General features: G+C 63.7%; 11 protein-coding genes. 8 read left to right on the forward strand and 3 right to left on the reverse strand.

The features are described 5' to 3' along the window. The first annotated feature begins 120 nt into the window (after positions 1-120). Positions 121-1,401, forward strand: a complete 1,281-nt coding sequence (gene gabT / locus HU752_RS01895) for a 4-aminobutyrate--2-oxoglutarate transaminase (RefSeq protein ID WP_186684215.1) — start codon at positions 121-123, stop codon at positions 1,399-1,401. A 135-nt stretch (positions 1,402-1,536) separates the two neighbouring features. Beyond that, on the forward strand, positions 1,537-2,748 hold the full coding sequence (locus tag HU752_RS01900) for an HDOD domain-containing protein (protein WP_186684213.1): 1,212 nt from the start codon (positions 1,537-1,539) through the stop codon (positions 2,746-2,748). A 9-nt stretch (positions 2,749-2,757) separates the two neighbouring features. Here HU752_RS01900 and HU752_RS01905 read toward each other — a convergent pair whose 3' ends face one another. Both HU752_RS01905 and desA read right to left on the reverse strand, forming a co-directional pair. After that, positions 2,758-3,747, reverse strand: a complete 990-nt coding sequence (locus HU752_RS01905) for a GGDEF domain-containing protein (protein WP_186684211.1) — start codon at positions 3,745-3,747, stop codon at positions 2,758-2,760. Positions 3,748-3,895: 148 nt separating this feature from the next. Next, positions 3,896-5,080 carry a delta-9 fatty acid desaturase DesA gene (gene desA / locus HU752_RS01910; RefSeq protein WP_186684209.1) on the reverse strand — a complete coding sequence of 395 codons (1,185 nt, stop codon included), beginning with the start codon at positions 5,078-5,080 and terminating at the stop codon, positions 3,896-3,898. 167 nt (positions 5,081-5,247) lie between these two features. On the opposite strand from desA, the gene dibA reads away from it, so the two are divergent. The 6 genes from dibA (at position 5,248) to HU752_RS01940 (ending at position 11,631) form a co-directional block, all read left to right on the forward strand. Next, positions 5,248-7,173 (forward strand): phosphodiesterase DibA, encoded by a 1,926-nt coding sequence (gene dibA / locus HU752_RS01915; protein WP_186684207.1) that lies wholly within the window; start codon positions 5,248-5,250, stop codon positions 7,171-7,173. Positions 7,174-7,495: 322 nt separating this feature from the next. Beyond that, the gene (gene oscA / locus HU752_RS01920; protein WP_007941032.1) at positions 7,496-7,678 is read left to right on the forward strand and encodes a sulfur starvation response protein OscA; all 183 of its coding nucleotides are present in this window, start codon (positions 7,496-7,498) and stop codon (positions 7,676-7,678) included. Between the two features lie 162 nt (positions 7,679-7,840). After that, positions 7,841-8,851, forward strand: coding sequence for a sulfate ABC transporter substrate-binding protein (locus HU752_RS01925; RefSeq protein WP_186684199.1), 1,011 nt, complete (start codon positions 7,841-7,843; stop codon positions 8,849-8,851). A gap of 83 nt (positions 8,852-8,934) precedes the next feature. Further along, positions 8,935-9,753, forward strand: coding sequence for a sulfate ABC transporter permease subunit CysT (gene cysT, locus HU752_RS01930; RefSeq protein ID WP_186684197.1), 819 nt, complete (start codon positions 8,935-8,937; stop codon positions 9,751-9,753). Positions 9,754-9,765: 12 nt separating this feature from the next. After that, a complete protein-coding gene (cysW, locus tag HU752_RS01935; RefSeq protein ID WP_186684195.1) occupies positions 9,766-10,638 on the forward strand; it encodes a sulfate ABC transporter permease subunit CysW in 873 nt (290 codons plus the stop codon). 3 nt (positions 10,639-10,641) lie between these two features. Further along, on the forward strand, positions 10,642-11,631 hold the full coding sequence (locus HU752_RS01940; RefSeq protein ID WP_186684193.1) for a sulfate/molybdate ABC transporter ATP-binding protein: 990 nt from the start codon (positions 10,642-10,644) through the stop codon (positions 11,629-11,631). 255 nt (positions 11,632-11,886) lie between these two features. Here HU752_RS01940 and HU752_RS01945 read toward each other — a convergent pair whose 3' ends face one another. Further along, complete coding sequence (locus HU752_RS01945) at positions 11,887-12,411, reverse strand: Mpo1 family 2-hydroxy fatty acid dioxygenase (protein WP_186684191.1); 525 nt, start codon at positions 12,409-12,411, stop codon at positions 11,887-11,889. Between the last annotated feature and the right edge of the window lie 48 nt (positions 12,412-12,459).

Consider the following 12,459-nt stretch of genomic DNA (forward strand, 5'->3'; position numbering starts at 1 on the left):
AAACGTCACTTCAATGTGGCCGGTACCCTGTGCCAGTCGATCATCGTATGCTGGCGCAGTGCTCTCCCTGCCGCGTCATCCTTGAACCACGCCGCCCGATGAGCGGTGAATGAGGACAATATGAGCAAGACCAACGAATCCCTGATGCAACGCCGCCAGGCTGCCGTTCCACGCGGTGTCGGCCAGATCCACCCGATTTTCGCCGACTCGGCGAAGAACGCCACGGTGACTGACGTCGAAGGCCGCGAGTTCATCGACTTCGCTGGCGGTATCGCCGTACTGAACACCGGTCACGTGCACCCGAAAGTCATCGCCGCGGTGACCGAGCAGCTGAACAAGCTGACCCACACCTGCTTCCAGGTCCTGGCCTACGAGCCGTACGTGGAACTGTGCGAGAAAGTGAACGCCCGCGTTCCAGGCGACTTCGCCAAGAAAACCCTGCTGGTCACCACCGGTTCCGAAGCCGTCGAGAACGCCGTGAAGATCGCCCGTGCCGCCACTGGCCGTGCCGGCGTGATCGCCTTCACCGGCGGCTACCACGGCCGTACCATGATGACCCTGGGCCTGACCGGCAAGGTCGTGCCTTACTCGGCCGGGATGGGCCTGATGCCAGGCGGCATCTTCCGCGCGCTGTACCCGAACGAACTGCACGGCGTGAGCGTCGACGACTCCATCGCCAGCATCGAGCGCATCTTCAAGAACGACGCCGAGCCACGTGACATCGCCGCGATCATCATCGAGCCGGTGCAGGGCGAAGGCGGTTTCTACGTCGCGCCAAAAGAGTTCATGAAGCGCCTGCGTGCCCTGTGCGACCAGCACGGCATCCTGCTGATCGCCGACGAAGTACAGACCGGTGCCGGCCGTACCGGTACCTTCTTCGCCATGGAGCAGATGGGCGTCGCGCCTGACCTGACCACCTTCGCCAAGTCCATCGCCGGCGGCTTCCCGCTGGCCGGTGTGTGCGGCAAGGCCGAGTACATGGACGCCATCGCGCCAGGCGGCCTGGGCGGTACCTACGCCGGTAGCCCGATCGCTTGCGCCGCGGCCCTGGCCGTGATGGAAGTGTTCGAGGAAGAAAAGCTGCTGGACCGCAGCAAGGCAGTCGGCGAGCGTCTGGTGACCGGCCTGAAGAAGATCCAGGCCAAGTACCCGGTGATCGGTGACGTGCGTGCCCTGGGCGCGATGATCGCGGTCGAGCTGTTCGACGACGGCGACACCCACAAGCCGAACGCCGCCGCCGTGGCGCAGATCGTCACCAAGGCCCGTGAAAAAGGCCTGATCCTGCTGTCCTGCGGCACCTACGGCAACGTCCTGCGCGTGCTGGTTCCGCTGACTTCGCCGGACGAGCAGCTGGACAAGGGCCTGGCGATCATCGAAGAGTGCTTCGCCGAACTGGCTTGAGTCTCGCGATGAGCTAGACAAAAAGACCCGCCCCTGGCGGGTTTTTTTGTTTCAGGGCCGGGCAATGAGGGTTCCCGGTTGTATCTGGAGGGCTGTTTTGACTAAGGTGTCAGGACTGCTCTGGGAGAGTGCAAGATGATGGCCGTGGATTTGCCTGCCGTACCCCGCGTGTTGATTGCCGAGGCGGATCCCTGGGCGCGGGATCTGTTGAAACAGGTGCTGTTGACGGTGCGCTGCGACGCGCAACTGGCCCTGTGTGCCCATGGTCAGGAAGCCTTGCGCCAGCTCAACGAGCAGCCTTTCGACCTGGTGATCGCCGACCGTGAATTGCCAGGTGTCGACGGCCTGAGCCTGCTGTACAGCATGCGCCAGAAAAAGCGCTACCCGCTGCTGCCGTTCATCCTGCTCAGCTCGCGCAGCGACGTGGCCAGTGTGCGCGAGGCGCTGCCGCTGCAACCGACTGCCTACCTGACCAAACCCCTGAATATCGAAGGCCTGACCCAGCGCCTGCAGGACCTGCTGCTCGATGCCGGGCAGAGTGTGTCCTGCGAGATTCCGGCGCTGGCGCCGGGCATGGACCTGCGGACCTACCTCGAGCGGCGCCGCGAGGAGTCCGAAGGCGCGCCGTTGATGGCCGACGTGCAGGTCGCGGTCAAACGCAGCCTCAACCCCAACGGTCTCGACCTGAAACTGCTGGAACAGGAAATCGGTACCGACCCGCAGATCACCGCCGTGCTGATCGCTGCCGCCAACAGTGCGGCGCAGCACCACGGCAGCTCGGTGCAGACCCTGGCCCAGGCCCTGCACCGGCTGGGCTCGGCGCAGAGCATGAACCTGATCCTCGGCCTGGCACTCAAGCGCTGTGCCAAGCTCAGCGATGCGGTACTGGCCGACTACGCCGAGCGGTACTGGGATCTGTCGCTGCACACTGCCGAGTTCGGCCGCACCTTGGCGCGGATGTTCGACCTGGACCAGGAGCTCTGCTACTGCGCCGGCCTGCTGCACCGCCTGGGTGACCTGGCGGTGCTGCGTTGCATGCAGGAGTGGCGCCAGGCCGGTGGCGAGCTGGACGAGGAACTGATCGGCGAGGCGCTCTTCGAACAGGGCGCCGGCTACGGCTCCGCCCTGCGTACCCGCTGGCGCCTGCCGCTGGAGCTGCGCGAGCTGATTGCGGCGATCTACCAGCTCGGTGGCGGGGTGTATTCCCGCGAGGCGCTGGCGATGAACCTGGCGGCGCAACTGGCGCGGCTGACGCCCAATGAGGGCGTCGAGGACGTGGTCAAGACGCGTGCTGCCCGGCTGCTCAAGGTCGGCCTGCCGGAGCTGGCGCGCCTGCGCAAGAACTGACGGCGGCCACTAGGCCAGCACGATCTGGTTCTTGCCCTGGCGCTTGGCCTTGTACATCGCCCCGTCTGCCCGGGCGAACAGGTTGTCGAGCAGTTCATCCTGCCCCGTGAGGTTGGTCAGCCCCTGGCTGACGGTGGCGCCGAAGTTCTCGCCGTCGTGCCTGAATCCCAGGCGCTGGATCTCCCGTTGCAGGCGCTCGGCGATGGTCAGGGCCATGTCCGGGGCACAGCCCGGCAGCAGGGCGGCAAACTCTTCGCCACCGATACGGCCGAACAGGTCGCCGCTGCGCAGCGCCGAGCGGCCGGTTTCGGCGATCCGCTGCAGCACCTGGTCGCCCGCCGGGTGGCCGTAGGTGTCGTTGATCAGCTTGAAGTCATCGATATCCAGCAGCAGGAACGCCAGCGGCGAGTCCTGTAGCCGGGCCTGCTCGAACTCGCGGTGGGCGCATTCGAAGAAGTGCCGGCGGTTGCTGCTGCCGGTCAGCACGTCGGTGGTCGCCAGGCGTTGCAGCTCGTCCTCCAGCACCTTCTTCTCGGTGATGTCCTCGGCGATCCCGACCACGATCACCCGCTGGCCCGGTTCGGCCTGGCGGCTGATGAAGCACTTGTCGCTGAGCCAGCGGATCTCGCCATCGGCGCTGATGATGCGGTACTCGCGATCTTCCACCGCGCCTTTTTCCAGCACCTCGGCCAGGCTGCGTTCGGCGTACTCCAGGTCGTCCGGGTAGATGCTGTTGCGCCATTCGTCGTAGTCGGCCAGCAGCAGCCCGGCCGAACGGCCGAAGATGCGCTCGTAGGCGGGGCTGACATAGAGCATCTGCCGCGCCTCCCAGTCGAAGGCCCAGAGCACCGCGTTGACGCTGACCAGCAGGGAACTGAACAGTTGCTCGCGCTCGCTCAGGCGCGCGACCTCGCCCTGCGCATGCACCAGTGCGAGCAGGGTTTCAGCGGCTTCCGGCCACTGCTTGAGCAAGGACGGTTTGGGTTTTTTTATCACCATCGGCACACATCTCACAGGGTAGGTCGCGCCCCGATCGGGCACGACGACACTGACAACCCGCCAGATTGGCGAAGTGCATTTGAGATAGAGGAATGGGCGCTAAGTTCCAATCGGCACGCCCCGGGACGAGGCATGCCGATCAGCGGTGTCAGGCGGTGGTGGGGCGCAGGGAGTAGGTTTTCAGTTGGCTGGCGAATTCGCGCAGCGACTGGATGCCGCTGGCCTCGGCCTCGTGGACCCAGTCCTTGATGGCGGCCAGCATGTCGTGGCCATTCGAGCTGGTCTTGATCCAGATCTGTTGCAGGGCCAGGCGTTTCTCGTAAATTGTCTTGAGCGCCTGGCTGTGTTCGAGCATGCCCTCGATGCGCAGGTGGTGCTTGTCGCTGAGCAGGCTGGTTTCCCGCGACAGCAGGCGTTTGGCCCGGTGGAATTTCTGGCGTACCGAATGATCGACCTTGGCCAGCTCCTGTTTCACCAGCGGGCCGATCACCAGCTTGCGGTATTGGGCCATGATCTGGAAGCGGTTGTTGAGGATCGCCATGGCGGTGTCCATGTCCAGGTGACCCTTGCCCTCGACCCGGTGGGCGATCGGCGCGACACGCTGTACCTTGGCCAGGCGCAGGAAGCTGAAAACCTTGATCCAGGCCCAGCCCAGGTCGAACTCCCACTTTTTCACCGAGAGCTTGGCCGAGTTGGGGTAGGTGTGGTGGTTGTTGTGCAACTCTTCGCCACCGATCAGGATGCCCCAGGGCATCAGGTTGGTCGCGGCGTCGCGGCATTCGAAGTTGCGATAGCCGACGGCATGGCCCAGGCCGTTGATCACGCCGGCGGCCCAGAAGGGGATCCACATCATCTGGATCGCCCAGATGGTGATGCCGATGGCACCGAACAGCAGCAGGTCGATGACGGCCATCAGGGCCACGCCGAGCAGCTTGTAGCGGCTGTAGAGGTTGCGTTCGATCCAGTCGTCCGGGCAGTTCTTGCCGTAGATGCGCAGTGTCTCGGCATTGCCCGCTTCGGCCCGGTACAGTTCGGCACCGGTGCGCAGCACGGTCGAGAGGCCGAGGATCACCGGACTGTGGGGATCGTCGACGGTTTCACATTTTGCGTGATGTTTACGGTGGATCGCCGTCCATTCGCGGGTATTCTGTGCCGTGGTCAGCCACAGCCAGAAACGGAAGAAGTGCTTGAGGCCGCCGTTGAGCTCCAGGGAGCGGTGGGCCGAATAGCGGTGCAGATAAACCGTGACGCCGACAATGGTCACGTGGGTCATCAACAGAGTGACCGCCACCAGTTGCCAGGCTGACAGGTCAAGAAAACCGTTGTACCACATAGGCTGTATGGCCCTCGAAAAAGTAAAGAACAGCCGTTGCATTATCACCGAGCCACCAGAGAAAACCAGTCGCCGTTTCAGATAAGAGTGCCGGGATGTTTCTTACTCTATAATTCCGGCCGGTTTGTAGGGCAATTTGGCATTTCTAGAGGGAATTAGCACCGCTTATGACAACTTCATACCGCAACGCCCTGAAGGCGGGGGTGTTGTACCTGTTGTTATCGATCCTTTGGATCCAGCTTAGCCAGCAGCTGTTGAGCAGCTTTTTCGATGAGCCAGAGCAACTGGTGCGCTGGCAGATCGTGCGTGGCTACCTGTGGGTCAGTGTCAGCGCGGTGCTGATTTTCCTGATTCACGCGCGTTACCAGCGGTTCGCCCAGGCCGCCCGCGAGCAGCAGTCCGCGGATGCCGGTGATGACCGAGAGCGCCTGCGCCAGGCCGCGGCGGTGTTCGACTGCACCCGTGAAGGGGTGCTGGTCACCAATCGCGAGGGGCTGATCGTCCACGTCAACCGGGCGTTCGTCGCCATTACCGGCTACCAGGAGGCCGAAGTACTGGGCCAGCGCCCGAACCTGTTCAAGTCGGGGCGTCACCCGGCGGAGTTCTACCAGAAGGTCTACCAGGCGCTGGAAGCGAGCGGCGAGTGGAGTGGCGAGATCTGGAACCGGCGCAAGAGCGGCGAAATCTATCCACAATGGCAGACGATCCGGGCGATCCGTGATGACCACGGTCAGCTCAGCCACTACGTCGCGGTATTCTCCGACATCAGTGCGATCAAGAACTCGCAGCAGGAGTTGAGCCAGCTGGCACATTACGACCCGCTGACCGGCCTGCCCAACCGCCTGCTGTTCTCCGACCGGGCAGCCCAGGCCCTGGCCTCGGCGCAGGTGCACAAGCGCGGTTGCGCCCTGCTGCTGATCGACCTCGACCATTTCAAGATCATCAACGACAGCCTCGGCCACAACATCGGCGACCAGTTGCTCAAGGCCGTGGGCGAACGCCTGCAGGGGCTGTTCGGCACGGGTATCAGCCTGGCACGGCTGGGCGGCGACGAGTTTGCCGTGCTGGCCGAGAACTGCCCGCAGGTGGTCCAGGCCGCGGCGCTGGCCCAGCGGGTGATCGAAGGCCTCAGGGAGCCGTTCCAGCTCGATGGCCACCAGTTGTTCATCAACGCCAGTATCGGCATCAGCCTGTTCCCCAGCGATGCGCTGAACGCCGAGCAGTTGCTGCGCAACGCCGATTCGGCGCTGTTCAAGGCCAAGAGCGCCGGCCGCGAAGGCTACGCGCTGTACACCGAGGAGCTGACCGCCCACGCCCAGCACCGCGTGGAAATGGCCGGCGAACTGCGCCGGGCGCTGGAACAGGGCGAGCTGCGGGTCTACTACCAGCCGGTACACGCCCTGCGGGGCAGCCGGCTGGTCGGGGTCGAGGCGCTGGTGCGCTGGGAGCACCCGCAGCGCGGGCTGGTCTCGCCTGGTGAGTTCATCCCGATCGCCGAGCGTACCGGGCTGATCGCCGAGATCGATGCCTGGGTCATGGAGCAGTCCTGCCGGCAGATGTGCCAGTGGCAGCAGGAGGGGCTGGCGCTGTCGTTCATCGCGGTGAACGTGTCCAGCCGCCTGTTTGCCCGGCGCGAGCTGTACCAGCAGGTGGCCAAGGTGCTCGACGAAACCGGCCTGGACCCGGCGCTGCTCGAATTGGAAGTGACCGAAAGTGCGGTGATGGACGATCCCGAAGTGGCGTTGGAACAACTGCATCGGTTGCGCGAGCTGGGCGTGAGCCTGGCGATCGACGACTTCGGCACCGGGTATTCCTCGTTGTTGCGGCTCAAGCGGTTGCCGGTGCAAAAGCTCAAGATCGACCAGGGCTTCGTCGCCGGCCTGCCGTGGGACGAGGACGATGCGGCGATCGTCCGGGTGGTGATCGCCCTGGCACAGAGCATGGGCATGCAGGTGCACGCCGAAGGTATCGAGCAGCAGGAGCAGGCGCGCTTCCTGCTCGAACAGGGTTGCGACCTGGGGCAGGGCTACTGGTTCGGCCGGCCGGTGCCGGCGCCGAGGCTCGATTGGCAACACTCGCCTGCTATCGCCTGACTGGTGTGGCGAGGGGGCTTGCCCCCGTTCGGCTGCGAAGCAGCCGTCAATCTGTCGCTGCGGTTTACCTGAAAAGACGAGGTCGCTGATTTCAGGGGCGCTTCGCACCCCAGCGGGGGCAAGCCCCCTCGCCACGAGAGCTCGCCTGTTGCACGGAATGTTTCAGCCCCTTCGTTTTGCCGGCCCTTTCGTAAGGTGAATTCAGTTATATCAAAATTCTTAAATAGTATTTTTAAGAATAACTACGCCTGTCTAAGATTGCTCCAACGCCATAAAGCAGTGCCGCCACTGCCGCGGCAACTCTCATTTCAGGAGCACGACCATGAGCGCATCTCTGCGTAGCGTTGACGGCCAGGACGAAGCAACCATTCTGCGTGAGATTCAGAGCGCCTTGCGCGACCTGCGTTTCGGCGCGGTCGAGATCACCGTGCACAACGCCCAGGTGGTGCAGATCGAGCGCAAGGAAAAATTCCGCCTGCAGAACCCCGGCAACAAGCCCAGCTGAACATCGCTACACCCTCTGAGCCCTCAGAGGCCCGACTGGTCAACCAGAGGGCGCATCCTTCAATGCCCCCCCTCTACGAAAGACAGCAGCGTTCAGGCTCGAATGCGGACCTGATGCGCCATAAGAAAAAGCCAATACCTCATATTTTTCGGGAGCTTCACCATGTCGTCGATTCGCCGTTACGCCCTGGCCGCGCTCGCCAGCGCCGTGTTTGCCGGTTCCGCCGTTGCCAAGGATTACGAACTGCTCAACGTGTCCTATGACCCGACCCGTGAGCTGTACCAGGACTACAACGCCGAATTCACCAGCTTCTGGAAGCAGGCCCATCCCGGCGACAACGTGAAGATCCAGCAGTCCCACGGTGGCTCCGGCAAACAGGGCCGCGCGGTGATCGACGGCCTGCGCGCCGACGTGGTGACCCTGGCCCTGGCCGGCGACATCGACGAAATCGCCAAGCTCGGCAAGACCCTGCCCGAGGACTGGCAGAAGCGCCTGCCGGACGCCAGCACCCCGTACACCTCGACCATCGTGTTCCTGGTGCGCAAGGGCAACCCGAAAGGCATCAAGGACTGGGGCGACCTGATCAAGAAAGACGTGTCGGTCATCACCCCGAACCCGAAAACCTCCGGCGGCGCCCGCTGGAACTTCCTCGCGGCCTGGGCCTACGGCCTGAAATCCGGCGGCAGCGAAGCCAAGGCCGAGGAATACGTGAAGGAGCTGTTCAAGCACGTGCCGGTCCTGGACACCGGGGCTCGCGGCTCGACCATCACCTTCGTCAACAACGGCCAGGGCGACGTCCTGCTGGCCTGGGAAAACGAAGCCTTCCTGGCACTGAAGGAAGACGGCGGCGCCGACAAGTTCGACATCGTCGTGCCGTCCCTGTCGATCCTCGCCGAGCCACCGGTCGCGGTGGTCGACAAGAACGCCGAGAAGAAGGGCAACACCGAGATCGCCACCGAGTACCTCAAGCACCTGTACAGCCCGGCCGGTCAGGAAATTGCCGCGAAGAACTTCTACCGTCCGCGTGACGAGAAGGTTGCCGCCAAGTACGAGAAGCAGTTCCCGAAACTGCAACTGGTGACTATCGACAAGGACTTCGGCGGCTGGAAGACTGCCCAACCGAAATTCTTCAATGACGGTGGCGTGTTCGACAAGATCTACCAGGCCCAGTGACCGGGATCGGTAGTCTGAAATAAGCCAAGCTCAGGGCCCCGGATTGCATTCGGGGCTTTCGTGCATCAAAACCAAGGACTCTTATGTCGCGTCGTATCTCCCCCGTCATACCCGGCTTCGGGCTGACGCTGGGCTACACCTTGGTGTACCTCAGCCTGATTGTGCTCATACCGCTGGCGGCGATGTTCGTGCATGCCGCCCAACTCACCTGGGACCAGTTCTGGAACATCATCTCGGCGCCACGGGTGATCGCGGCGCTGAAGCTGAGCTTCGGCACCGCCCTGTACGCGGCGATCATCAACGGCATCATCGGCACGCTGCTGGCCTGGGTGCTGGTGCGCTACACCTTCCCCGGTCGCAAGATCATCGATGCGATGGTCGACCTGCCGTTCGCCCTGCCCACCGCCGTCGCCGGTATCGCGCTGACCGCGCTGTACACCCCGACCGGGCTGGTCGGACAGTTCGCCGCCGACCTGGGCTTCAAGATCGCCTACACCCCGCTGGGCATCACCCTGGCGCTGACCTTCGTGACCCTGCCGTTCGTGGTCCGCACGGTCCAGCCGGTGCTGGCCGACATCCCTCGTGAGGTCGAGGAGGCTGCGGCCTGCCTGGGTGCCAGGCCGTTGCAGGTGTTCCGCCATATCCTCGTGCCGGCGCTGCTGCCCGCCTGGCTGACCGGCTTCGCCCTGGCCTTTGCCCGGGGCGTCGGCGAGTATGGTTCGGTGATCTTCATCGCCGGCAACATGCCGATGAAGACCGAGATCCTGCCGCTGCTGATCATGGTCAAGCTCGACCAGTACGACTACACCGGCGCAACCTCCATCGGCGTGCTGATGCTGGTGGTTTCCTTTGTCCTGTTGCTGCTGATCAACCTGCTGCAGCGGCGTATCGAAACCCCATAAGGAGGCGCGAACATGTCCCAATCGTCCATTGCGGCCGCTTCCTCGGCCAATGCCGCGCGGCGTGGCAGCGCCACCTCGCGGCTCGTGTTGATCAGCCTCGGCTGGCTGGTCTTCGCGCTGTTCCTGCTGTTGCCGCTGTTCATCGTGGTGTCCCAGGGCCTCAAGCTCGGCCTGGGTGCGTTCTTCACCGCGATCTTCGAGCCCGATGCGCTGTCGGCGCTGAAACTGACGGTGATCGCGGTGCTGATCTCGGTGCCGCTGAACCTGGTGTTCGGCGTCAGCGCCGCCTGGTGCGTGAGCAAGTACAGCTTCCGCGGCAAGAGCATCCTGGTGACCCTGATCGACCTGCCATTCTCGGTCTCGCCGGTGATCGCCGGCCTGGTCTACGTGCTGATGTTCGGTGCCCAGGGGCTGTTCGGCCCGTGGCTGGTCGACCATGACATCCAGATCGTCTTCGCCCTGCCGGGCATCGTCCTGGCGACCATCTTCGTCACCGTGCCCTTCGTCGCCCGTGAACTGATCCCGCTGATGCAGGAACAGGGCACCCAGGAAGAAGAGGCCGCCCGGTTGCTGGGCGCCAATGGCTGGCAGATGTTCTGGCATGTCACCGTGCCGAACATCAAGTGGGGCTTGATCTACGGCGTGGTGCTCTGCACGGCGCGGGCGATGGGCGAGTTCGGCGCGGTGTCGGTGGTTTCCGGGCACATTCGCGGGGTGACCAACACCTTGCCGCTGCACGTCGAGATCCTCTACAACGAATACAACCACGTGGCCGCGTTCGCCGTGGCGAGCCTGTTGCTGATCCTGGCGCTCTTCATCCTGCTGCTCAAGCAGTGGAGCGAAAACCGTATCAACCGCCTGCGCGCCAGCGCCGCGGAGGAATAAGTCATGTCGATCGAAGTCCGTAACGTCAGCAAGAACTTCAACGCTTTCAAGGCCCTGAACAGCATCAACCTGGACATCAGCAGCGGCGAGCTGGTGGCCCTGCTCGGTCCGTCCGGCTGCGGCAAGACCACCCTGCTGCGGATCATCGCCGGGCTGGAAACCCCGGATGCCGGCAACATCGTGTTCCACGGCGAAGACGTGTCCGGCCACGACGTGCGTGATCGCAACGTCGGTTTCGTGTTCCAGCACTACGCGCTGTTCCGCCACATGACCGTCTTCGACAACGTCGCCTTCGGCCTGCGCATGAAGCCGAAAAACCAACGGCCGAACGAAAGCCAGATCGCCACCAAGGTGCACGAACTGCTGAACATGGTGCAGCTGGACTGGCTGGCCGATCGCTATCCGGAGCAGTTGTCCGGTGGCCAGCGCCAGCGGATCGCCCTGGCCCGTGCCTTGGCGGTGGAGCCGAAGGTACTGCTGCTGGACGAGCCGTTCGGTGCGCTGGATGCCAAGGTCCGCAAGGAACTGCGCCGCTGGCTGGCACGCCTGCACGAAGACATCAACCTGACCTCGGTGTTCGTGACCCATGACCAGGAAGAGGCCATGGAAGTCGCCGATCGCATCGTGGTGATGAACAAGGGCGTGATCGAGCAGATCGGCTCGCCGGGCGAGGTCTACGAGAACCCGGCCAGCGATTTCGTCTACCACTTCCTCGGTGACTCCAACCGCTTGCACCTGGGCGAGGACAACCACGTGCTGTTCCGCCCGCACGAGGTGTCGCTGTCACGGCATGAGCTGGAGGATCACCACGTCGCCGAAGTGCGCGACATCCGTCCGTTGGGCGCGACCACCCGGGTGACGCTGAAGGTGGAAGGCCAGAGCGAGTTGATCGAGGCCGAGGTGGTCAAGGACCACGACAGTCTGATCGGCCTGGCGCGGGGCGAGACGTTGTTCTTCAAGCCGAAGGTCTGGCAAAAGCTGGCCAGCGTCTGACAGGGCGCTGGGCGGTATTTGGGGCAGGTCACCTTCTTGAGACGAGTGGTCTTGTGTGGCGAGTGGGCTTGCCCACGCTGGGCTGCGAAGCGGCCCTAAAACCCGTGATCGCGTTGTGTCAGACAGAATGAGGCGCCTGGCTTTAGGGGCGCTTCGCGCCCCAGCGTGGCGGTGCGGCGTCCCGACAAGCCCACTCGCCACAGAAGGCCCTCTGCTACAGAGAGCCTTTCCCCACAAACCCGGTTACCGCTCCAATCAGGCCGCCGCGCGCTTCTCGCGCAACTGCACCACCCCCGCCCGCGCCTCGATCTCCTGCTTGAGCGCCTTGCGCAGCCCCAGCAGGAACGCCAGCTCGGCGACCACGAACAACGGCCCGACGATCAGCCCGCTGATGTCGTCGACGAACGCCGGCTTGCGTCCCTCGTAGTAATGCCCGATGAACTGGATCACCCAGCCGACCACGAACAGACCGATCCCGGCGCTCAACCAGACCATCGTGCTCTGTGCGGCGATCGTCTGGCCTAGCCAAACGGATAGGCCCAGCAGCACCGTCATCAGCACCCCGAGGGCCACTTCCAGGCGCAGGTAGAACCATGCCGAAGCCACCGTCAGAAGTACCGCAGGGGTCAGCCAGAGCCCGGCCACCGGCCATCCAGGGCGCGACAGCAGGGTCGCGACGGCGATCACGATCAGCGGGATTCCGATGAAATGGCTGGCAATATTCCGCGGATCACGGTGGTACGCCGCATATTGACTGAGATGCTCGACGAGGTTTTTCATTGTTATTCCTCCTGTAGGGTGATGGGATCATGCCCTGCTCGAAAACTT

This window comes from Pseudomonas vanderleydeniana (assembly GCF_014268755.2).
Classification (GTDB): domain Bacteria; phylum Pseudomonadota; class Gammaproteobacteria; order Pseudomonadales; family Pseudomonadaceae; genus Aquipseudomonas; species Aquipseudomonas vanderleydeniana.